Origin of the sequence: Selenomonas sp. oral taxon 136, from assembly GCF_001554015.1 — a bacterium.
Taxonomy (GTDB): domain Bacteria; phylum Bacillota; class Negativicutes; order Selenomonadales; family Selenomonadaceae; genus Centipeda; species Centipeda felix.
This window is the reverse complement of the sequence record NZ_CP014239.1, coordinates 1,507,310-1,531,048: the sequence shown is the minus strand read 5'-3', so window position 1 is coordinate 1,531,048 and position 23,739 is coordinate 1,507,310. Positions and strand designations below refer to the sequence as shown.

Below are 23,739 nucleotides of genomic sequence, written 5' to 3'. Positions count from 1 at the left end.
TTCTATCGTTATATTACAGATGGGGAAAAAACTCCGCCACACGCCGCAGCCGCTCCCGTTCCAGCTCCTCCCTGCGGTCAAAGAGTTCCCGATAGACATTCATGTATTCATCAAGGTGCCCTGCGAGAAGCCGATGCTCTGCCACATAGCGGTAGGCATTCTCCGCGAGCGTGCGCCTGAGATCAGCGCGGCGGATCAGGAGATCGAGTTTCTGTGCGAACTCCTTCTGACTGCGGTAGATCAGCCCCGTCTCCCCGTCGCGCACGGTCGCCGCGTAGACCGTCGGCGCGGCGAGCACCGCCGCACCGTTCCCTGCTGCCTCGATGAACTTGAGGTCGGACTTGGCGCGGTTGAACTCCGTATCATTAAGCGGCAGGAGCGCGATGTCCGAGGCGTGGAGTTCCTCCACATAGCGCTCATAGGGGGCAACGACAGATCCATCCTGCGTGCCGCCGACGTATGATTTCTGCTCCGTCCGCAGCTGCTGATAGAATGTGTAGTCCGACACCACGCGAAAATACAGGCGATCTCCATGCCCCTGAATCGCTGCATTGATGCTTGGCATCAGGGGTTCCCAGTCCGCGCGGCGATTCAGCGCACCGAAGAAAATCGTCACCTGCGATGCATTCCCCTCATAGCTGCGCGCGAACGGCAGCTCTGCCAGTTGATTTTCAAAGAGATAGACATAAGGATTAAATTTCCGCAGATAATCGGCCAAATACTTCGTTGAGGTCTGTACCGCAGAAACGGCGCGGAAGAGAAAATAATGATCACGCGCCGCCGCTTCATTCACATTAGGATGATCGTCCATCTCCTGCAATACGATGCTGCCATGTGATACAGCCTCTGCCAGCATCTGCCGCACGTTGGCTGTGGGCATGAGGTTGGCACGCTCAAATAGGATGATGCTGTCATGCATGCTTGTCACATCATACAGTTCAAGCGGCGTATCTTTCGCACTCATACACCCCGTAAGCGAAACGCTGCCGCGCGCGGCGAGCAGATTCAGTGGAGCATCCATCCGCACAGGGGCGCATTCCTCCACACGATTCATCAGAATGACGGAAAATGGAGGCGTCTCCTGCTCGTATGCCTTCCGCAGCGCTGCGGGAACCTGAGGAAGCAGAGTGGCAATCCTGCTGCGCTCCTCTCTAAGCCGTGCAAGGACGGACAGATACTCCTCGTGCTCTGTCAAAAACATGCGTTTATGCCAATATTCTTCGATCAGGCGGCGCCACTCCACACGACTGCGTACGATGACCTCTGCCTGTGCGCCCTCCTGCCCTTCATGGCGGCGGTAGAGACTGAGCGGACGCGCAAAGATGACCGCATCGCCGCACTCCATGAGCTCCAGCCACATGGCACAGTCCGAAATGGTCTGATATCCGCGCACCTCTGCCCGCCAATAGTGGTGCGGGAGATCACTGCGCCGAAAGAGTACAGCAGATGGTTCACCGAGGAAATTCGAGCGATCCATCAGCATTGCCCGCCCGACATCCGCGCCGCGATAACACTCATACAGGCCATGCACCGGCACATTCCCCTGCCATAGTCCAAGATAATTTCCGCCGCCGTCGACCACGCCGCGCAGTGACGTAACCAAGGCAATGCCCGGCTCGCGCAGGAAGGCATCCATCATCCGCGTGATCTTGTCGGGCAGGAGGATATCATCATCCATGCACCACTGTAGATACTCCCCCTGTGCCAGATGCTCGAACGGCATAAAATTCTCCGCCTTTTTCCGCGCCGCGCGATTGCGCACATAGCGGATGCGCACATCGTCCTCGTACGCCTGCATCAGCTCCGCCGTCCGCTCATCCGTGCTGTTGTCACAGACGATGATCTCGATGTTCGGATAGGTCTGTGCGCGTGCAGATTCGAGTGTCTCACGGAAATAACGGGGACGATTATACGTCGGAATCATGATGCTGACGAGCGGCGCACACAGCGCCGCACTGCGACAGGTAGCGCGCACGAGGGCAGGATCCCACGCTCTGCCAATGCCGTCGAGCGCTCTCTGCCAGAGCATCTCCGGCACACCGACGTCTAGCCCCCATCGCTCTATAAGCGGCGCACGCATGGATGTCAGCGTCAGATCCCAGAGCTCGCATTTTCCCGCTGCACGATGGACAACGTATGCTGGAACACGCAGAAGCGTATATCCTGCATAGCGCAAGCGAAACGAGAGATCAATATCGGCGCCGCTGCTCCCCTCAAATGCTTCATCAAACTCGCCGTACTGACAAAATAACGTACGGCGCATGAGGAGTGCAAAGTGTTCGAGAAACAGGCTCTCCGTCGGGTATGGCAAATTCGTTCGTACCCACTGCTCCACCTCTATTTTCTGTGCGCTCATCCGTTCCGCATTCAGATACTGCCATGAAAATATGGTATGGTCCGTAAATGGACCAACCGCAGCGATCTGCGCATCGGGGAGAAGCACCTCCGCCATTTTTTCCAGACCGACTGCGGTGAGGATTACCCCCTCCTGCAGGAAGAGCAGCAGATCGCCCGACGCCGCCTCTGCCCCGCGATTGTTCCATGCAGCAGGATACTCCTCCGCCACAGGGAGAACACGGCAGGGCAGATCATGGAGCTCCGCCCGCACGGCGTCCGCCGCTCCCTGCGGAACGGGGACGATCATCTCCGCCGTAAGATTTGCCGCAGACGCCGCCGCAAGGGCGGACTCCGCCGTCTCCCGCAGATATTCCCCCGCCTCCGTCAGCGTAAGGATAAGGCTGAGTGCGCTCATGATTTCAGCGTGCGCAGGAGCATGAAGTCTGTCTGCCCCATCTTTGCCGCGACCTGGAGAGCCTTTTCCCGTTCGCCAATCTCATGCAGGAGGAGCGCCATATTGCGCAGCGTCACATCACAGCCAGGATCAAGCTCAAGCGCTGCCGTCAGGAGCTCCCGTGCCCCCGCATAGTCATTCTGCACGTATGCCGCACCCGCAAAGGCATTGAGTGCCGCCATCTTCTCGGCGGGGCGGATGGGCTGCGCTAGGATCTGTGCGGCCTGCGCCTTAGCGCTGCCGGAGGACTGAGCTGCCGGTGCGGCCGGAACGGATACGCGCGCGATCGGCGCCGCAGCGGATACAGCCGGCGCAGCGGATACGGTCTGTGCCCCCGGTGCAGCCGGTGCGGGGGCAAGTCCCAGAAGTGCCGCGAGATGGGGGTACGCCGTGCGCGTCTTGTCCTGCGCGAGACGTGCGTCGAGCCCTGCACGCTGCTCGATCTCCGCACGCTGTGCAGCGGTAAGTGCGGCCGCATGTACCGCAAGAATATTCTCATAGATCTTCAGCGCGTCATCTGTCCGGCGCTCACGCTGGCAGATGCGTGCCAGCAGGATGCGCACATCGACATTGCCCGGATCCACCGAGAGGGCATTCGACACCCAGTCCGCCGCGCGTTTGTAGTCGCCCAGTTCAAAGTAGGCACGTGCCACATCAGCGTAGCACTCCTTCGGCGGCTCTCCCTGTGCAAGCGCATCGGCAAAGGCATTGATCGCCTCTGCGTACTTCTCCTTCTTTACGTACGCATGAATCTGCTCTGCCGTAATGATTTTCTTCTCTGCCATCGTCATCGTCCCTTTCATCTGCCGTTTCTCTTCCCGCCGCGCACGTTTTTTGCGTGCACGTTCTGCGCTGTTTCTCTTACGTTTTTTCATGAAGATACCGCTCCCATATCATCTGATACGCTGCTTCCATCGCACGCACATAGCCCATGCCGTTCATCAGCGGAGAGGCGCGCATCATGTGCGGAACAGCCGTCTGCAGTGCACGGAGGAGCTCCCTGTCACGCGCCAGCAAAATGGCTCGCTCGATATACTCCTCTGTGCTGCCCGCAATCAACTCGGAAAGGCCTGCATTGTGCAGGAGGCTCACACCGAACCGTGCACCATGACGCGCCCCTGCCCGCACAACGATAGGAAGCCCCATACAGAGCGCCTCACACGTCGTCCCACCACCCTGGTACGGAAATGTATCCAGAATCACATCCGCATCCAGATAGTCCGCGAGGTAGTCCTTTGACCCCGGCCGCAGCTCAAGCCGCGCCGGATCGATCCCCGCCCGCACGGCGCGCTTCTTCATCCGCGTCAGCGTCTCCTTCAGCGGATGCACATTCTTCAGCAGGAGCCGCGCCGTGGGCACAGCGCGCAGGATCTCCCCCCACGCCGTCAGCATCGCATCCGTGATCTTTGCGAAGTTGTTGAAACTGGCAAAGACGACGTTCTCATGCGGGGTGCGCTGCAGGTGCTCATAGGGACGGAACCGCTCCGACGGGGTAAAGCACAAATGCGTCTGCGGCAGACGCAGAATCTGCTCTGTGAAATTGGCCTCTTCCCCGGGCGGATCACAGAATGGATCACCCAGGAAGTAATCCATCGCAGAGAGGCCCGTCGTATTGAAGTACCCGATGCCTGAGAGCTGTATGGGGGCAGGCTTATACGCCGCAATCATCAGCGTCTTCCCGCCTGCCGAATGTCCCGCCAGATCAAAGAGGATGTCGATCTCATCCGCATGAATACGTGCCGCCGCCTCCTGCGGACGGCACTTGGAGAGATCTGTGTAACCATCCACCATGCCGGCGACCCAATCTGTCGTCTCACATTGGAGCGTTCCTATGTCGTAGAGACGAACCTCATATCGACTGCGGTTATAGGCAGAAAAAAGCTGTATCGCAAAGTTCAGAACAATATGGTCGGTCAGATTCGGTGAGAGATACCCAATTCTCAGTTTTCCGTGTTTGCGTACCGTGTGGGAAAACAGCGGCAGAGATCCAAGCATTTTCGCATAGGCGGCATGAGCATCACGCATCATCTCATCCGTGACTCCATCCGCATAGTGGAGATACATGAGATAGTTGCTCAGTGCAGCAAGGCGATCGGCATGATGCTCGCGCGGCAGTTCCCACGCCAGCCGCAGATGCGGCAGAGCCGCAGGAAGATCCGCCAGCCAATAGAGTGCCTGTCCTATGAGGTCATGCAGTTCCCACTGGCGTTCCGCCGGAAACAAACGCTCCTGCTCCATCTCTCGCAGGAGGTTCAGCCCCTTCCCTAGATGACCGGCACCTAACTCCCGTTTGACACGACGATATGCCTGCTGAAAGGCCTTTGTTTTCGCTCTCCCACTTTGCCCAGATGGCATGATAGCATTCCTCCATTTCACGGATATACCCCGCCTGATCCATGACGGGCGATGCCTTCATCCGATCGCGAAGCTCACGATGCAGGGCATCGAGGAGGTCGAGATTCCCCGCCAGAGCCACGGCCGTCTCGACATAGTCCGAGAGGCTGGTCGACGCGAGATCGGAGAGCCCGATGTTCGCCAGAATACTGTACGTGAAACGCGTGCTGTGCCGTTCCGTATAGTAGGAGACGACGGGAACGCCCATATAGAGCGCGTCGCAGGTCGTCCCGCCGCCTGGCCACGGAAAGGTGTCGAGCGCAATATCCTCATCGAGATAGCGCCACATATAGTCCTTGGTTGCACATTCAAACTGCACGCGGCTCATATCAAAGCCGAGCCGCTGCAGTCGCTCGTAGGCCGACTGCACCACCCCTGGTTTTGCATAGGCGTTGTTTTTGAGAAGAAGTCGCGACTGCGGCACACGTTCCATAATCTCCTGCCACGCACGCAGCATAGGATCATAGAATTTTTGGTACTGGTTGAAGGAGGCGAACTGGATATAGCCGCGCCCCCGCGCCGGCGTTCCCGTTGGTGCGGGGAGATTCGTATACCCATTATAGCAGAACTGACTCGTCAGGCGCAGGAGTTTTTCCACATAGAGCTCCTCGCTGCCGCTGCCCTCGGGGTCGCAGCAGTGATCCGTCACGAAGTAGTCCACGGCAGGCAGACCTGTCGTCGCCATGTAGCCAAGCCCCGAGATCTGGACAGGTGCCGGCTTCCATGCGAGAGCGGCAAGCCCTGTGCCCGCCGTATGTCCCGCAAGATCGAATAGAATATCCACCTCATCCGCATGGATCTCGCGCGCAATCCGCTCCATATCCCGCTCATGCGCGGAAAGATCGCGCCATTTTGTCACGAGGGTCTTAAAGAAGTCCGTATACTGATCCGACTTCCCAAGACTGTATACGTAAACGTCAAACGCATTTGCATCATATCCGGCAAGAAACGGCCATATAAAATACTGCATGACATGCTGCCGAAAGTCCCCGGAGATATAGCCGATGCGAATCTTATCCTTTTTTCGTCGTCCCTGATGCGTGCAGGGCCGAACATCAGCAAAGAGTGCGCCATAGCCTAGGCTCTTCTCATACACCTCCTGTGCACTGACATCAGCAGCGTTGAGTTTCATCAGCCCCGCACCATAATAAACACGCTGCAGAAAAGAATCTGCCGCCTCACGTGCATAGGCGATTGCATACTGCGAAACCTGTTCTGGATCATAATCGGCGGGAGACTGATCCACACAGGCTTTCAAAAGTGCCGCGCGAACCTCCGGCACAACATGGAGCCCTTCCTCGATGCACTTTAGCCCATGCTGTACACGTTCAAACACGCCATTCTGTGTTCCCGGCACAATCCCCGAAACCGAGAGGTAGAGCCGCGCCCCCTCACGGTCCGCGGGAAGCCCCTGTGCAGACATTGCCCACCGTGCCGCCAGCGGGGCGGCGCCGCGAAAGTAATAGCCCCATGCAAGGCTCATACGCTGCTCCGCCGTGAGTGCATCATACCCATCCAGTTGATGTGCCGCAGTGAGAACCGCATCCCAGTCTTGACGGGAGGCGGCACGGGCAAGTCCATCACTCAGCGCAGCGGCAGTTCGTCCATCTCCCTGTGCAAGAACGCGCTCGTAAGCACGCTCCAGTGCAAATTGAATCGCTCCCGCATCGCAAAAATCAATCAGCCGCCAGCGCAGCAGACCATGGTACGCGGACAGTCGTTCACGGTCAGCGCACAGAGCCAGGCACGCAGCTGCCGCTCCTTGTACGTCGCATCGTGGGGGAAGCTCCAGTTGACACAGCAGTTTTTTTGCATAGCGATCCCGCACAAGATGCTCTGCCGTAATCAAGGGAATCCCATGCTCTGCCGCACGGCAGACATCGACGAGATCGACCGACAGGCCAAGCATAACATCCAGTGTATCGTATGAGAGCTCATCCACGAAGTCAAGGGACGACCCCGCACTGCCGCGCGCAGCAATCTGCTCGATGTCCTCTGCCCCCAGTGCCCCCGCGATGGACGCGGGCAAAACGAGATGCACATCGCCGATCGCGGGCAGCAGATACGACAGTAGTTCCAAAAAATGGGAGGATTCGCCTGCCGTCATGCTGCCGCTCACGCCGATGGTTGGGATGCCCGCATCGAGCAGCGGGGGGCGATAGGTATATGCTGTTTTTTCCTCGATCTGCGTATAGCAGTAGGGGAAAACCTCCTGTCCCTCAACCATCGGAAGACGCACGGCAAGCCCTGCGGGAATATGCTCTGCCAGCGACACGATATGCTCTGCCGGCCTCTGCTGGATCACCGCAGCATGATGTGCGCTGACCGCATCGAGTGAAAGATCGACGAGCAGATCGAGATGATCGCGACGAATGCGCTCCGCCGCTTCTTCGGGCGTACACGTACCAACCTCACGTACCGTCGCCTTCTCAGCAAAACGTGACGAATCGCCGCCCATCTCTGTATGATAGGCATAAATTTCATAGCGAAAGGCATCGTACGCTGTGAAGAACATGGGCAGCCATTCGCGCAGTCGCCCTTCACCCAGATCGGCGGAGAGATAGCCCAGTCGAATCTTCTGCAGGCCGCTCCCTGCCTCCACTCGCGCCTTCTGCTTTTTCTTCTTTTTCATCATAGCCCCTGTCCAGCATTTCTCAATGCCATGATATAAGCCTCTTCCAGTGCGCGCATATAGCCCCTCTGATCCATGAGCGGTGATGTCTCCATCTTCCTGCGCAGCGTGCGGTGCATTTCGTCCAGACGATCCAGATCCTCCGCCAGTGAGACGGCGCAGGAGATGTATGCCGCGACAGATGTGACCGCCAGCTCCTCCGCACCGACGAGATGCAGCATCGCATCGGAAAAGCGCGTACTGCGCCGCATGCCGTACATCGTCACCACGGGCACGCCCATATAGAGCGCGTCGCAGGTCGTCCCACCGCCCGGCCACGGATAGGTATCGAGCGCAATATCCACATCGAGATAGCGCTCCATATAGTCCGTCGTCGCAGGTTCCAGTACGATGCGGTCAAGATCAAATCCCAGCCGCGCAAGGCGTTTCTCTGCCTCCCGCCGCATCGCAGCGGCAAAGAACACCTGTGACTTCAGCAGCAGTTTGGCCTGCGGTACGCGTTCCAAAATCTCCCGCCATACACAGAGCATCTCGTCGGTCCACTTGCGGTACTGGTTGAACCCCCCGAAGAGGATCGATCCACGCTGACGCGCGGGCGTCCCCGTCGGCGCGGGCAGCCCCGCGCGCGGCACATAGACAAACTGGCTCGGCAGACGGATCAGCTTCTCGGTGAAATACCGTTCACTCTCACCACCAATGGGGTCGCACAGCGCATCCGTGAGGAAGTAATCGACGGCAGAAAGCCCCGATGTCGCCATATAGCCGAGTCCCATCATCTGTACGGGAGCGGGACGGCGTGCGAGCACGGGCAAGGCGCCGCCCGCCGCGTGTCCCGCCAGATCGACAAGAATATCGACCTCATCCGCATGAATCTGCGCGGCGATCTCCTCCGCCGTGCGTCCGCCCATCTCCCGCCACTGATCCGCATGTGGACGCAGCCCAGCCGTCACCTCATCCGGCTGCTCCGCCGTGCTGTATACATAGACCGCAAAGCGCGTGTGATCATACATCGTCAGAAAGGGCTGCACGAAATGCTGCAACACATTGCGGCGAAAGTCCGGCGAAATATAGCCCACGCGAATTTTTGGATGCGCGTATGATTTCCGGTAGGTATACTGCGGCACGTGAGCGAGGAGCTCACCGTAGGCACAATGCGCCCGAAAGAGCTCCTCGTCATCCACATCCTGTGCATTCTTCGCCAAAAGGAAGGAACTATACAGCGCCGGATCGGACGGCTCCTCCTCATAGGCGCAGCGATAGTACTCCGCCGCCCGCACATCCCCCATCCGATAAGCGACGGCAGCACGCAGCCGCATGAACTCATGGCGCAGCGCATTGCTCCCCGTCTTCAGATACGCCTCCGCGAGAGCCATCGCGCGCGGCAGATCCCCCTGCCGTTCTATGGCGTAGGTGTGAAGATAGCGGAGCATATCCTCCGCTGCGCCATATGCCATGGCATCCTCCGCGAGCTCCTGCGCCGCAGTATACTGCTCTGCCCGAAGGAGGGCAAAGAGCCGCTCCCGCAGAGCCTTACTATCCTTATAGATACTATCGTCATGATCATCAATGGACTTTAGCTGTTCACTGTGCTGTTCATAGATTGACCATACCTGTTCGTATGCCGCGCCGACCGCCGCGCCGTATCCTGCCGCATCCATCACGGGCGACTGGACCAGCATCCCGCGCAGCCCCGTATGCAGTGCATCCAGCGTCTGTATATCCCCCGCAAGAGAAACGGCCAAGGCGATGTACTCCTCTTCCGTATGAGCGATCAGTGCCTCTGCCCCGATGTTCGTGAGGAGCGATGCACCAAAGCGGCTGCCAAGTGTTTCCCCTGAAAGCGTCACCACGGGCACGCCCATATAGAGCGCATCACAGGTCGTCCCGCCGCCGGGATAGGGGAATGGATCGAGCGCAATGTCCATGCGGTTGTACGCCGCGAGATAGTCCGGAGAATTTCCCTCTGCATCCACACAGCTCGTGGGAATGCCTGCCGCGGCAATCCGTTCCAGCACCTCCGCGTGCGCATCATTCTCGGAAAAAATGTCCGCCTTGAGAAAGAGCCGGCTCTCCGGCACACGGCGCAGGATCTCCGCCCATACGCGCAGGACACGGTCATTGACCTTGGTAAAGTTATTAAAGCTGCCAAACACAATGCCGCGGCCGGCGGCCGGCGGATGCACGGCGGCGGGAGCGGGGCGGAGCGGCTGCCAGCAGAAATGCGTCGCGGGGAGAACGAGCAGTTCCTCGGTAAAGCCCTGCTCTGCATCTCCTGCGGCAAGGACGGGATCGGCGAGGAAGTAATCCACCGCTCTGAGCCCCGTGGAGGCGAAATAGCCGATGCCCGAGATCTGGACGGGCGCGGGACGATAGGCGAGAATCGGCAGCGTACTGCCCGCCGTATGCCCCGCAAGGTCAACGAGGATGTCGATCCCGTCGCGATAGATCGCATACGCTGCCGCCTCCGGTGTGAGGCGTGACAGATTACGAAAGTCCTGCACCGAACGCTTAACCTGCTCCGTATAGGCGTCCTCCGCGCCGAGCGCATAGACGGTCACCGCAAAGCGCGCAGGGTCGAGCGCCGTCATCAGCGCATACGAAAACGAGAGCACCACATGCTCTCTGACATCGGGAGAGAGATAGCCGATGCGAAGCCGCTGCCCTCGTTGGTGTGCACGGTGATCAAGCCCCTGAATCGCAGCAAAGAGACTGCCGTATTCCTCTGCCGCCTTCCGCTCCTCCGCGGGCGCAGCAGGAAGATAGTGACGGTTAAAGAGCACATTGCTCGCGTTGAGTGCACGCAGTGCGAGATTTGGCGCGGCATCGCGCGCACGCGCATAGAACGCGACGGCCTTATCCGCAGCACCAAGAAAACGCGCGCACTGCCCCGCGAGATTATAGACTTTCTCCGCGACCTCCGCAGACATGGGCGCGCCGAAAAGAGGGGTCAGGACACGCAGTGCCGCCCTGCGCTCTCCCATAAGGAGGTGGATGCGTGCACGCAGAAAGATCGTATAGGGCTCGTGCGGCGCACGCGCCCTGCACTCCTGCCACGCCTTCATGGCACCCTTCGCATCCCTCTCCTCAATGCAGAGCGCCGTCAGGAGACTTGCCGCCTCCGCCGGCTCATAGCGACGCAGCTTCTCGATGCTGCGCCGCGCTTCCCGCACGGCCCCGCGCTCAAGTGCCGCAAAGATACGGTCGCGCAGCGCCTCAAGCTTCTGTCCGTTCATTGCCGCACCTCCGCCAGCCGTGCAACGCGCCGCAGCATCCGCTGTGCTTCGGGTGCCGCGAGGACCTCGGTACAGGAACGCGGCAGAAGCATGGCGAGTGCGCTCTGCTGTTCGGGAGAAAGCGTCACTCCACAGGCCGCACCGACCGCAGCGGCGCACTCCATTTCCTCGATGAGCGATGCCGCTGCCGCATTTGCATCCCCTGCGAGCAGGAGGCGGCGGCGCGGCGGAAACTTTGCCGTACTACGCCGATCATAGTAGAGCGCTGCGAGGGGAACGTCCGCGCCTGCCAGCACCGAAGCGAGAAATGCCGCATCTGCCTCACGATCATAGATCCCGTTCAAGATCTCGATCATGGCGGCATCGTCTGCGCCGACCGCCGCCATGATCCGCAGAAACGCGGCGAGGAGTGGTGCATGGCGCGGATTCAGGCGGAGTGCATGCTCTGCCGATAGGATCGCCTCCTCCCGTGCATTGCGCAGCAGTGCCGCCTCGCCGAGACGCATATACGCCGTTGGAAGAAGCACGGCAGAGAAGTCCCCCTCACGATAGTGTTCCTCATGCAGATGGATCCCCTCCGCGTAGGCGGCACATGCCGTCATGATATACGACTGATCCCACGCATACGTCCCGTAGATCAGCGGATAGTCCGCCTTTTCCGGAAGAGCCGCGCGCGCCGCATCATACGCCTCTCGAATCTCCGCGTCCGATGCCCCCATCAGAATGAGAGACTGCAGGAGAACCGCATGGGGGCGGTTTTCCGAGCCGACCGGCCGATCCGCACTGTCCCGTGCAAGGCGTGCATAGTGTGCCGCCTGCGGATAGTCCTCAAGCGTATAATAGCAGTCCATCAGATGGTATTCGTCGAGTCTCGCACACTCTCCGCGTGCACGGCGCGCAAGGAGGAGCTCCAGATCGCGCTGCGACTTGCCCTTGATGATGCGCGGCGAGTAGCCCGTGTGATAGAGTGTCAGACCGGGCGCGATCATCATCTGCCGCGCCGTATCGCCGCTGAGATTCTCTATGTGTTCATGAATGCTGCCCACAAAGCGGATGTGCGGTGCGCGGCGGAAGATCCGCTGCACCTCGGCACTCGTCCCGAGAAGCGCCCCCGTATCCACGTCGATATTGACGAGATGCACGATGAAGCCGTCAAGATACGGATGTGCGTCGTACTCCTCAAGCAGAGGGCGCACGCGCGGATTGCTCTCCTCCGTAAAGTACTCATCGGCATCGGGGAAGACGATCCAGTCGCCCATCGCCGCATCGAGCGCAAAATTTTTCGCTGCGGAAAAATCGTTGATCCAGTCGAAACGGAGCACCCGTGCACCGCCTGCACGTGCAATCGCCACACTCTGATCCGTCGAGCCCGTATCGACGACAATCATCTCGTCGGCAAAACTGCGCATCGAGGTGAGCCAGCGCGGAAGGTTCTCCGCCTCATTCTTGACAATGACACACGCTGAGATTTTCATCCGATCCACTCCATCAATTCTCTCGCCTTACGATATGCGGGATCCGCTGCCAGTGCCTGCATGAGATACTCACGTCCCGCGTCCGTGTCATCCATGCGTATCGTGCAAAGCCCCGCACCATAGAGAGCATCCGCATCCTGCTCCTGCTGCGCACAGAGTTCCCATGCCGCACGCGCCGCCGCATGGCGTCCCGCCGCCATATAGGCATCGGCAGCAATACGCAGTTCCTCCACGCCGTATGATACCACAATGCGCAGGAAACGCTCCGTCTGCGCCGTATCCGCATGGCGTACAAACGCCTCGCGCACGAGATGAAGTCCCTCCGCGCGCTGCGGGCGCGGGACGGCATCCGGTTCATCGTAATGCCGCCAGAACTCCTGCATCTCCCGCGGCAGAAGGCCGCGCAGCCGCTCATAGAGACGCGGACTTTCCGCGTGCGTGGATTGTTCGAGGCGGAGCAATACCTCGGGCATCTCCCGTACGTTTCCCGCAAGCATTCCAACGATATGCTGTCCCAGTTCCACGGGTGCATCCGAACGCAGCCACCGATAGGGCAGGGGTTCTGGAAACTCTGTGCCCGTCTCCTGCTGATACGCATCACGTGCCGCCTCACCCAAATGCAGCCAGCCGTAGCTGTCAGCAAAACGGATAAGATACGAAAGGCTCTCCCGACCTCTGCCGAGCCGCTCGCGGAGTGCTGTGAGCAACGCGCCCGTATCCATATCGCGATGCAGCTCGACCAAGGCATCCATGGTCTCCTCCATCGCCGTCCCGAGCGAGAACGCGCGCGCAAGCTCCTCCTCAGCCGCCGTACGCGCTCCCGCCGCGGCAAGAATACGCGCGCGTGCCGCCGACACCGCACCTGCCCATGCAACGAATGCCGATGTTTCGCCGCCCGTATCCTCGGGCTGCGCATAGAGCTCCATCGCACGCGTCAATATAGGAAGTGCATCCTCTCCCGCTGCATCCAGGAGAAGGCCAAGCCGCCCATAAAAGTCCGGCAGATGCGGAAAGGCCTCGCATGCCGCATGCGCCGCTGCGATCTGCTCGGCAAGAGGAACATTCTCCTTCTCCATCGCACCGAGCAGGAGGTGATGGAGGTGACTTTGCGCGCCGACGGACGTGACATTTTCCTCCAAGGCCGCACGCACATAGAGCAGCGCCGATGCGTACTGTCCAAGACCATAATAGATATCGGCGAGATAGCGATAGTCCCCCGGACGAAGGCCCTCCTCATGGATCCGCCGCTCCATCAGGGCAAGGTTGCGCGCGTGCTTGGCACGGATCCGCCCTGCCGAGTACCCCACGTGGCGGATGGCGAGGGCGACGGGCTCATGATAGAGCTGCGGCGCACCGTCCTTCTTCTGCAGTGCCTCATGCACCCTTCCCTCGTAGAAAAGCTCACGGCCCATCCGCAGGAGGCGGATGTGCGGCGCACGCCCGATCTCATGGTCATCATCATCCTCATCCACATGCACAATCGGCAGAAGGACAGCATCTTTATGCGGCATCACGACATCCATCATCGCTAGATAAGAGCGCAGTTCGGAGGGGTCAAAAAAGCTCTCATCCACATCGAGCACGGCTGCCCAACTTGCATTCGCATGTGCCAGCACGGCATTGCGCGCAGCGGCGAAGTCGTCCTGCCAGAGGAAATCATAGACCTTCGCACCTGCGCTCTCCGCACATTCCCGTGTACCGTCCGTCGATCCCGTGTCGAGGACGATGCGTTCATCCGCATAGGCCGCGGCATTTTCAAGCCAGCGCTCCATATCCTGACGATCATTGCGGGCAAAAACACAGGCTGCGATGCGGATCTCTCGTGCATGAGCGTCGATGCGCTGCCAGATCGCCATGCGCCGCCGCAGCTCCGCTCTCATCTCATCCGTAAAAAGGGACTGTTCCGTTCCCGTCGGGAGCGGCATCTCCAGTGCCGGCACAGCCGCCGCTGCCGCCTCATGGTAGCGATGAAATGCCGCCAGTGCCTCCGCATACTCCGCATGCATCTCGGGCAGCTCCGGAAACACCTGCACGGCCTTTTCCGCAAGAGCCAGATACGCATCCCGCCGCTCCGGCTGTACGCCATAGATGCGCAGCAGAATACGCCAGCAGCGACTCGCATAGACGATGCTGCGCCGTCCGAGTGCCACATCTTTGCGTGCGTACTGCTCCGCATGATAGGCGTCGCCCAGATTATCATAGGTCTCCGCGAGATAGCCCCAGATCCGCTCCGGCTCCTTGGTCGCTGCGAGTTCCGCCAGTAGAATGCGCAGATTGCGCTCTCCCTTTTCACGTGTGAGCACAGCAGAGTAACCAGTATGTACGAGTGTCAGCATGGCAGGGGCAACGGCATTGGTTTTGGGCACAGTGCCATCGGCATCACGCAGCTCTTCGTGAATACGGCCAACATAGCATTGCCCTGCACAGCGGCGAAAGATGCGCGGCGCATAGGAGTCCAGCAGCACTTCACCCGTCACCTCGTCGATATTATGCCAAGGGATGAGAAGCACCTCCGTGCCCTCGGCATCCGCCGCCGTGATTGCTGTGCGGAGATTTCCTTTTGTCTCATCTGAAAAGTATTCGTCTGCGTCGATAAAAACAATCCAATCCCCTGTGGCACGGGAAAGCGCTGCATTGCGCGCCGCAGCAAAGTCATCCGCCCAAGGGAATTCGTACACAGCAGCTCCGCAGGTCTGCGCGGCTGCCACAGTGTCGTCATGCGAGCCCGTATCAACGACGATGATCTCATCCACAGCATCCCTGATGCTTTCGATTGATTTTTTCAGATGCACAGCATCATCGCGCACAATATAGCAAGCACTGATGCGAATATTCTCTGCGTTTTCAACAGTATTTCCCTGCATATATGCCCTTTCTCTCTCCTGCCAGTGCTTTGCCTGTACTGCATTCCCCAGATGCGTATCGATCTGAGCGAGACGCGCTGCCACACGCGCAGCCACCATGGGGTTAAAGAAGCTCGAATCGTGAAGCGCGGAAAAGCCATGATCGAATTTATATAGTGCCGTCCGCAGGCACTCTGCCGCCTCAGGATATCGTATTAGTCCACAGAGGATCATCCCGCGCTGCGCATAAAAATCGGGAAGATCCGGATACTTCGCAAGCGCCTCGTCAGCAAGGACAAGCATTTCCGAATCAGAATAGTGCAGCGCACGCATCGACTCGATCATCTGATGATAGATCTTGCTCCCTGTCCCGACAAGAATCACATCACTTGCCAGCACCTTACGTGAGAGGGAAAGAACACGTGCATAATCCTGCAACCCAAAGTAGCAGTCCGCCAGATAGGCATCGTGCATCGTCGTATGCCCATGCCGCGCCGCATCCTCCTCCAGCATGGCAATATTGCGTTTTATCTTCTCGGGTCCTCGTTCCGATAGATATCCCGTATGACCAAGAGAAAGGTCCTCATCTGCATAGACAAGAATCCACTGCTCTCCGTCGTCGCGTACCAACTGTTCGTGAATCATTCCCTCGTAGTGCATTCCCGGCATACGAAGAATACGCGGACTGTAATCCTGCTGGGCATCGATCATCGATTCATCCGTAACGAATGAATATCGTCGCAGCATGATAATATCAAAACCGCGTGAGGTTTGAACAATATCTTCAATGGCTCCACGCAAATGTTTCGGATGCAGAAAATATTCGTCTGCATCCAAGAAAATAACAATATTTCCCGTTACATACCGCAGCGCCTTATTCCGGGCAAGAGAAAAATCATTCACCCATGCGAAGTCATGAACCTCTGCCGAAAATGCAGCACATACGTCCCGCACAGCGGAGCTGCCCGCCGTTGAAACAACGATGATCTCATCCACGACAGCTCGTACAGAGGCAAGAGAACGGCGCAGCTCCTCTGCTTCATCCTTGACAATATAGCACGCAGATATCCTCATCCGGTACACCCTCTCTCTACGCTCTATTATACGCGATACAGGGATTTTTGGCAAAAAAAGAACCCCTCCCCGAGGGGAGGGATTCCTGACATCCGTATAAATCGTCGAAACGAATTAGCGGAGGAGCGAGAGGACAGCAGAGCTGTTCTGGTTCGCCTGTGCGAGCATCGACTGAGCAGCCTGGAGAAGAACGTTGTTCTTCGTGTACTCCGTCATCTCCTTTGCCATATCCGCATCGCGAATCGTGGACTCGGAGTTCTGGACGTTCTCGGAAGCCGTCGTGAGGTTCGAAGACGTGTAGCGGAGACGCGTCTGAACAGCACCGATGTTGGCCTGCTCGTCGAGCGCCTTCTGGAGAGCGGAGTCGATCGAGTTGATCGCCGCGTTTGCCTTCTCCTGGGTCTGGACGCTGATGACCGAGCCATCCATGCCCTTCATGCCGAGTGCGAGCGAACGCATATCCGTCATGCTGACCTTGATCGCCTGGTTCGACTTCACGCCCGTCTGGAGGACGAGAGCGTTGTCCTCGGACTTGTTCTCGGAGCGGATACGCTCGTTGAATGCATCGAGCGCCGTGTTCGCCGTCTTGCGGAGAGCACCCGTGTTGTCCGTGATGCCGATCGTGAATGCCGAGATCTGATAGGACGTACCAGCACCAGCAGAGTTGATCGAGAGTGCCGTCTTGTTGTCCGCCGTGTAGACGCTGTTGCCGGCCTTGTCGAGACCGATCCAAGCACCAGCCGTCACCTTCCCGGTATCAACAAGAGCCGAGCCCTTGAGGGAATCCGTGCCGTTGTATGCCGTCTTCGCGATGATATCCGACAGTGCATTCGTGCCGACCGAGAACGTCGTCGTGTAGGTCTTGCCCTGGCGGACATAGGAGACCGTGACGTTATCCGTCGACTGGATGTTGAGGCCTTCGTTCTGGCGGCTCTGAAGAGCCGTCAGCGCAGAACTCCAATCCGCAGCCGTGCTCAGTGCACTGTTCGTCAGCGTCGTGCAGGTTGCCGTACCGATGCTGTTGCGCGAACCATCGACGAGGTACTTGCCGTTGTACGTAGCAAGCGCATTGTCGTCGATCTGGTCAACCATCTGGTTGATCTCTTTCTGGATCGTGCGGCGATCCTCGTCCGTGTTCGTGTCGTTCGCAGCGTTGATGGCCTTTTCCTTCAGGGTCTTGAGGATCTCGACCGTGCTTGCGACAGCACCCTCGGCCGTCTTCATCATGCTGTTGCCGTTCTGCGTGTTCTGCTTATCCTGATCGAGCGAACGGATCTGGACGCGCATACGCTCGGAGATGGCATAGCCCGATGCATCGTCGCCGGCATCGTTGATCTTCATGCCCGAAGAGACCTTCTGCAGGCTCTTCGCAAGAGCCGACTGGTTCTTGTTCAGGATGTTGAGCGTGTTGACCGCCGACATGTTGTTCTTAACTACCATTGCCATGTGAAAATTCCTCCCTGGTGTGTTTCCGGATGATCCGGAATCTTAACTTTTATGTGCGGACATCCATGCCCGCTGTATAATATGCAAGTGACGCGTCTATCCTGGTTGGCTGCTAGCTGGCCATCCATGGCAGCCGCACCGCTTGCGTATTACCCTGTTACATATAGTATATCGTCAAAGCAGCGACATTCTTAAGCGACTTTCATAAAAAATTTTACTTTTTTTATGATCGTTTGTCAAGGGTCGTCGGGAAGTAAGTCCCGTATCTCAGTGCCGCCGGTTGAGATAGCCGCCCACAGGGCTTCCTTCGCCTGTATCGTAGCTGTGCACGGCCGCATTGCGGCGGCGCGAGCGGTTCAGCCACGCGCGTGCCTTGTACTGGATCTGCATCTCAAGCGGACGGAGTTCCGCGTCGAGTGCGGCAAAATCCGTACTGTCCCGATAGGGATCCGACGGGAGTGCCTGCAGCATCTCGATGACCTGCCCGCGCTGATCGACGAGGGCGAGGAAGGTATCGACCTCCTCCTCATCGATGAACTTCATGAGTTCATGGGTCAGCATACGGTACTTTTCCCAGAGGGAACGCGCCTCTTCGTAGACGTTATCCGGCATAGACGCCGCTCCCCTCTGTTCCCTGCCGGCCCTTTTCTTCCCGTGCCTTTTTCATCGCCTGTGCCCACGCATCGCGAAGCTCGGTGATGATGTCCGTCGCCTCCTTGATCGCGTCGAAATTGTCATCGAGATTTCCTTCGACCAGGCGGTCGTACGCATAGTTGTAGAGCGGCAGGAGCTGATGCGAGATCTCGTAGTCCATATTGAGGGTGACGCGGAACTCGGAGATGATGTTCTGTGCCTTCTGCAGCGAGGTGTTTGCCGCCTCATAGTTCTTTTCGGCGAGCGCGTCGGCCCCCTCCTTGATGAACTTCAGGCAGCCGTTGTAAAGCATGAGCGTCAGCGCCTCGGGCGTTGCCGTCATGATCTGCTGCTTCTTATAGGCCTCCGCGGCACTGTTGACCATGTGGGAATCCTCCTAGCATCACTGTCTGGAGAAGAAGCCAAACTGCGAGGAGAGCTTCGAGATTGCTTCCTCCATCGCATTGTACTTCTTGTAGAGCTGATTCTCAAAGGAGCTCATGAGCTGCTTGAAATCGCTCATCTGCTTCTCGTAGTTTTCGATGAGCTTGCCGAGCTCACTGCGGTCGGACTTGTCCGCCGTAATGCCCGCATGGCTCTTGAGCGACTCCATGCGCTTGCCGAGGCGCTCGGCAAGGCGTGTAGCGACACCGTTGTCGCCGTAGTTGTCGTCGTCATCCGTATGGGAGAAGATCTGGTTGACCGCATCCGGCTCCGCTGCGATCGCCGTGCGAAGCTTGTTCTCATCGAGCTTCAGATGCCCGCTCTGATCCTTCGACGTGATGCCGATTGCCGCGAGGTTGTTGTAGCGTCCCGGCGCAGAGCCGACACGATTGGTCACGGCATCGCGCATATCGCTGATGATCGAACGGAGGTAGCCGTCGCGGTAGAGCAGCCCCGACTTGGCACGCTCGTTCCACTTGTCGACCTGTTCACGCGACATCCCGGCCTCCTGCTCCTTCGTCAGAACGCCGTAGTCCGGATACTTATTGTTGTTGTAACGTCCGTGGAGATCATCGAGCAGCTTGTTGTAGTCCTCGACGAACTTCTTGACGTTCTCGACGAGTTTGTCCTGATCCTGTGCGATCGTAACCTGTGCCGGCGTCCCTACAGGCGTTGCCTTCTTAAAGGTGTAGGTGACGCCGTTGACCTGCAGCTTATTGTCCTGCAGATTCGTGTAGGTGCGGCCGTCGACCTTGACGCTCGCATTCGCGCCCGCTGCCTCAAGCTTGGCCGTCGTGCCCGAAATCGTAAATGAAAGCGGTGCGCTGATCGACCCGCCGCTGACCTGCCCGAGCTTCAAGTTGTTGAGCAGTGCCGTCGTGTACGTTGCCGAGGGTGCCCCCGTATCCACGGAAAGGCTGACCTTATTGTCACTGCCCGACTTCGTGTTCACGATGGAGAACGCATCGGATACGGCATCGTAGCTCGCCGTAATGCTGAGCGCTGACTTCTTGCCGTCGCTGCCAATAAAGCGTGCATTGTTGATGCGCTTCGCGAGATCGTTGAGCGTAAGGTTCTTTGTGAATACCTCCTCCGCCGTAAACTTGATCTCCGTCGTGCCCGTCCCGTTTGAAAGTTTAAAGCTGAGCGCCGTATCGGTGCTCGTCATGCCTGCCGGCATTGTGCCGCCCGCAAAGGCAACATCCTTCAGTGCGACGCTCGTGGGAGCTGCCGTGTTCGTACGCGCCACCTTCTGCCCCGAGGCAGTCATCAGATAGGCGTTCGACGCTGCCTGCGTGACCTCCACGGTATGCGACATCACGCCGGCATTTGCATTTGCCGTTGCCGTCACAGCATCTGAGAGGGAGCTCGTCGCCGTCATCGGCTTCGTCCGCGAGCTTAGGCGCATGTCAGACATACTGCTGCGGAATGTATTCACCGCGCTGTAGACATCAGCAAAGGCCTCTTTGCGCCACTCCGTCTCGACTTCCTTCTTATAGATACGGTCATACTTCTTCTGTTCGGACATCATGCCGACCTTGACCAGTGACTCCACATCAATCCCCGAACCCGAAAGTCCGTAGATACCTCTTGCTCCTGCCATGATTTCCTCCTTATCGCCTTACGCCGTCTTATCCAGGAATGCGCCGAGCCAGTCACGCACCTTGATCATGTGCTCGACCAGAGATTCCGCCGGAATCTCGCGCAAGAGCTCGCCCGTCTTCTTGTCCAGCATGCGTACCGACATAATGTTGATCTCTTTGTGATACTGAAAATTGAGGTTCACGTCGATGCGCCGCATGATCTCGTTGAGCTGCTTCGTAATATACGCCGCCTGCTCCTCGTTGATGGGCTTTTTCTTTTCATGGGCAGCGGCGGCATCGGCTTCCTTCCGTGCCTTCTCTGCAGCCGCTGCAGCTGCATTGGGCGGCGCTGCCGCCTCCGTTTTCCCGTCTCCCGGCAGGGGACTCTGCGGTGCTGCGCCGTCCTGCATGCTGCTGACAGCGACCGCCGCCAACATGTAATCCTGAACACTACCTACGGCCATAAGGCATCCCTCCATGTGCTACGGGGGTGCACATCCCGCGCACCCGTCTGTCCTTCCTTGGGACATGTTATTTTTGATATATCTTTATGATGAACGCATGGGCAGCGCTTCGAGATCAATCATCTGCGGTGCTGCGGCACGCTGGTTCTCCTCCTGAATGGCACGATAAATCTCACCGCGGTAAATTTTGACACTGCGCGGCGCATCAATGGCAATGCGCACATTGTCGCCCTGAACCTCCACAATGTTGATGACGATATTATCGCCGATCATGATCTGCTGTCTGGGTTTCCGTGTGAGTACGAGCATTACTTTTCCTCCTGATCCTGTGGGAAGAGCCGATGCTTCGTCGTATACGGGCTGCGGTCAAGCACGATCTGTTTTCCCTTGCGGGTTCTGGCATTGATGACAATTGGGGCGATGAGATTCGCCGTCAGGTCACGGATGTTGCTGCCCGAAAGCGTCAGCACTGCGTAGATCAACACATCATCCGGCGAGTTGAGTGCAAGCTCGCGCTCCACATCATCGTCAATCGTGACCTCATAGTCTGGGAAGAACGTGTGCGGCATCGCCATCAAGAAGGCAAGATCCGGGGTCTTCACCGACTGAAGAAATGAGTATGGGCTGTCGTCCCCATAGGGAATGATGAGGAACTCGTGCTCCTTTTCAAACGCGGGAATGCCTGCTGCAAAATGGATGACGGCATCCTCAGCGACCTCAATCTCACCGAAACGGCTGGTCATAATCTTCATCGTCAGAGACTCCTGTTACGCAAGTATATCATATTTTCCTTCGCTGACCCACGCGCGGATGCTGCCCTTCTGCTGCAGATAGATCTCGATATTGCCGCGGTTGTACTCGACGCGCGCACGGCTTGTCACATTCCAGTGCGGTGTTGTGCGCCCGACGGCCGGCTCGCCGGCGACCTCGCCGATAGTGAAATGCACCTCGGGATCAGGGATTGCCTGTGCGACGAGCACGCGGTTCTGGTCGGCAATGCTCATCATATCACGGTAAATCTGCTCGATCGCTATCTGACGCCCGGGCTTCGGCCCATCCTCGGCGAGCGACCAGCCCATCTGCGTGTGCTTCGACGTCCCCTCCTGAACCCCTTCAAAGCCCCGCTCCATATTCTCGCGGGCAAAATCCGAATTGCTGGTGCATCCATAGCTATGCCGGCTCGGATAGCTGTCAATATCGAGTTTTGGCTGGGTCGCGTACAGATTGGAACGCGCATTCTGCGTTTCCTGGTCATACTGCGGCTGCTGAATACCGGAGTCCAGTGTATTCTTTTGCGACTGAATCCCGATCATCGGCAGCGTATGGCGCACATTGAGGTAGAGCATCGGCATCTTGGGCATCCTTTCCCATCATATCATCCGTGTGGCGTCCTACCGCAGATAGTCCACGAGCGAGAGCGGCAGGATGCGCGCGCCCATCGAGAGCGACATGCTCATGACTGTCTGCTGCTGCATCATCTTCATCGCGAGCTCCGCGACGTCCGCCGACGAAACATTTGTGATATCGCGCGTGATGTTTTCCTTATAATCGGTGAGAACATCGGTCATATTCTTGTAGAGCTGGGTGCGTGCGCCCGTCTCCGTATGGGCCTGCAGCGTTACCTGGTTCGCCGCATCGGCGAGCGAGATGCCGTCCGAGCTAAGCCAATGCGGGTCGGCAGATTTCGTCTTGGCGTACACGGTCAGCATACTGTTCACCATCGCGGTCCCCGAGGGCTCGTTGCCCGAATTCTCGTCATCGAAGAGGTCACGCCCAAAGATATCGAGCCCCGTCTTGTTCACCGTGTCTGCCGTCGGTTCAACCGATCCATTTTGCTTAACCATCGAAATGTAGCGAAAATCGCCGTTGTAGGAAACGATCTGCTGGCGTACGGTCGAGAATTTCATCGTCACACCGCCCACACCGACCGACCATCCGGGATTGAGTACCTCTCCTGTATTCTTAAAATTATTCTTGATAAAGTTCGGGCCTGCGCCGCCATTCCCGATGGATGTCGCTTCGCCGGCCGCGGCAGCTTCTCCCACCGTCTTATACCCCTTGGCGAGCAGAGCCTTATACCCTTCCTGCACAAATTGCCGCGAGTAGACTGCGCCCGTCAGGGTGTTCATATAGTAGTTCTCTCCGTCACTGCCGTCGAGGGAGATCATCTGATGCAGGAAGTTTGCGCTCTTGTCATTGCTTGCGTCATTAAAGAAGGCTGCCTGCCGGTCATCGAGCGTCTTGGCAACACCGCGAAGCAGCGGCTTGTTCTCATCTGAGATGGAGAACGGTTGACGCAGATCTGCCTGCCCCGAGAAAATATAGCGGTCGCCGAGCTGTGTATTGCCGAGAGAAACGATCTGTTGGATCTCTGCTTTCATCTCACGTGCAATCGCGGGCCAGTCGCCGCCGTTCTCATCCTTATCGTCGTTCGCGCCCTGAATGGTCTTCGCCTTGAACGTCTTCTGAATGTCTTCCATCGAACTGAGGGCTGTCTGGGTTGTGTTCATCCATGAGATGCCCGCCTTGACGCTCGCCTGATAGCGGTCATTTTCGCCTTCGGAGACGTTGTAGCGCAGATAGCGCGAATAGTCCACGGAGTTGTCGGAGGGGCGATGAAGCTTCTTCCCGTCGCCCTGTTCCATGAGCTTCGACTTGGTGTAGTCCAGCTCATTCAAGTCTTTCTGATAGCGCTGCACCATGTAGTTACTGCTGATACGAATCATC

Annotated in this window: 16 protein-coding genes; all 16 read right to left on the bottom strand. The window is 58.1% G+C overall.

Annotated features, from left to right (window positions below; genetic code table 11):
- Window positions 1-13: 13 nt before the first annotated feature.
- The 16 genes from AXE86_RS07325 to AXE86_RS07250 all read right to left on the bottom strand — a co-directional run bounded on the left by AXE86_RS07325 (window position 14) and on the right by AXE86_RS07250 (window position 23,738).
- Complete coding sequence (locus AXE86_RS07325) at window positions 14-2,752, bottom strand: glycosyltransferase (protein ID WP_061945991.1); 2,739 nt, start codon at window positions 2,750-2,752, stop codon at window positions 14-16.
- Window positions 2,749-3,666, bottom strand: a complete 918-nt coding sequence (locus AXE86_RS07320) for a tetratricopeptide repeat protein (RefSeq protein WP_061945989.1) — start codon at window positions 3,664-3,666, stop codon at window positions 2,749-2,751. Before AXE86_RS07320 ends, AXE86_RS07325 begins: the two co-directional genes overlap by 4 nt.
- A complete protein-coding gene (locus AXE86_RS07315; RefSeq protein ID WP_061945987.1) occupies window positions 3,653-5,029 on the bottom strand; it encodes an O-linked N-acetylglucosamine transferase, SPINDLY family protein in 1,377 nt (458 codons plus the stop codon). Before AXE86_RS07315 ends, AXE86_RS07320 begins: the two co-directional genes overlap by 14 nt.
- The gene (locus tag AXE86_RS07310) at window positions 4,980-7,820 is read right to left on the bottom strand and encodes an O-linked N-acetylglucosamine transferase, SPINDLY family protein (RefSeq protein ID WP_061945986.1); all 2,841 of its coding nucleotides are present in this window, start codon (window positions 7,818-7,820) and stop codon (window positions 4,980-4,982) included. The genes AXE86_RS07315 and AXE86_RS07310 overlap by 50 nt, the downstream gene beginning before the upstream one ends.
- Entirely contained in the window at window positions 7,817-11,050 is a 3,234-nt protein-coding gene (locus tag AXE86_RS07305) for an O-linked N-acetylglucosamine transferase, SPINDLY family protein (RefSeq protein WP_061945985.1), read from the bottom strand. The genes AXE86_RS07310 and AXE86_RS07305 overlap by 4 nt, the downstream gene beginning before the upstream one ends.
- Window positions 11,047-12,525 (bottom strand): tetratricopeptide repeat-containing glycosyltransferase family 2 protein, encoded by a 1,479-nt coding sequence (locus AXE86_RS07300; RefSeq protein WP_061945984.1) that lies wholly within the window; start codon window positions 12,523-12,525, stop codon window positions 11,047-11,049. The genes AXE86_RS07305 and AXE86_RS07300 overlap by 4 nt, the downstream gene beginning before the upstream one ends.
- Window positions 12,522-16,442 carry a glycosyltransferase gene (locus AXE86_RS07295; RefSeq protein ID WP_061945983.1) on the bottom strand — a complete coding sequence of 1,307 codons (3,921 nt, stop codon included), beginning with the start codon at window positions 16,440-16,442 and terminating at the stop codon, window positions 12,522-12,524. The genes AXE86_RS07300 and AXE86_RS07295 overlap by 4 nt, the downstream gene beginning before the upstream one ends.
- Before the next feature lie 114 nt (window positions 16,443-16,556).
- Entirely contained in the window at window positions 16,557-17,888 is a 1,332-nt protein-coding gene (locus tag AXE86_RS07290; RefSeq protein WP_061945982.1) for a flagellin N-terminal helical domain-containing protein, read from the bottom strand.
- Between the two features lie 267 nt (window positions 17,889-18,155).
- Window positions 18,156-18,500 (bottom strand): hypothetical protein, encoded by a 345-nt coding sequence (locus tag AXE86_RS07285; protein WP_061945981.1) that lies wholly within the window; start codon window positions 18,498-18,500, stop codon window positions 18,156-18,158.
- Window positions 18,490-18,906: a flagellar export chaperone FliS gene (gene fliS, locus AXE86_RS07280; protein WP_009753753.1), complete on the bottom strand. Its 417-nt coding sequence runs from the start codon at window positions 18,904-18,906 to the stop codon at window positions 18,490-18,492. The genes AXE86_RS07285 and fliS overlap by 11 nt, the downstream gene beginning before the upstream one ends.
- Window positions 18,907-18,924: 18 nt before the next feature.
- On the bottom strand, window positions 18,925-20,568 hold the full coding sequence (fliD, locus tag AXE86_RS07275; protein WP_061945979.1) for a flagellar filament capping protein FliD: 1,644 nt from the start codon (window positions 20,566-20,568) through the stop codon (window positions 18,925-18,927).
- Window positions 20,569-20,586: 18 nt separating this feature from the next.
- Window positions 20,587-21,012 (bottom strand): flagellar protein FlaG, encoded by a 426-nt coding sequence (locus AXE86_RS07270; protein ID WP_061945977.1) that lies wholly within the window; start codon window positions 21,010-21,012, stop codon window positions 20,587-20,589.
- Window positions 21,013-21,096: 84 nt separating this feature from the next.
- Window positions 21,097-21,321 (bottom strand): carbon storage regulator CsrA, encoded by a 225-nt coding sequence (csrA, locus tag AXE86_RS07265; RefSeq protein ID WP_061945975.1) that lies wholly within the window; start codon window positions 21,319-21,321, stop codon window positions 21,097-21,099.
- Window positions 21,321-21,764 carry a flagellar assembly protein FliW gene (gene fliW, locus AXE86_RS07260; protein WP_009753749.1) on the bottom strand — a complete coding sequence of 148 codons (444 nt, stop codon included), beginning with the start codon at window positions 21,762-21,764 and terminating at the stop codon, window positions 21,321-21,323. Before fliW ends, csrA begins: the two co-directional genes overlap by 1 nt.
- A gap of 15 nt (window positions 21,765-21,779) precedes the next feature.
- Window positions 21,780-22,364, bottom strand: a complete 585-nt coding sequence (locus AXE86_RS07255; RefSeq protein ID WP_061945973.1) for a DUF6470 family protein — start codon at window positions 22,362-22,364, stop codon at window positions 21,780-21,782.
- 39 nt (window positions 22,365-22,403) lie between these two features.
- Window positions 22,404-23,738, bottom strand: a complete 1,335-nt coding sequence (locus tag AXE86_RS07250) for a flagellin N-terminal helical domain-containing protein (protein ID WP_061945971.1) — start codon at window positions 23,736-23,738, stop codon at window positions 22,404-22,406.
- Window position 23,739 lies beyond the last annotated feature (1 nt).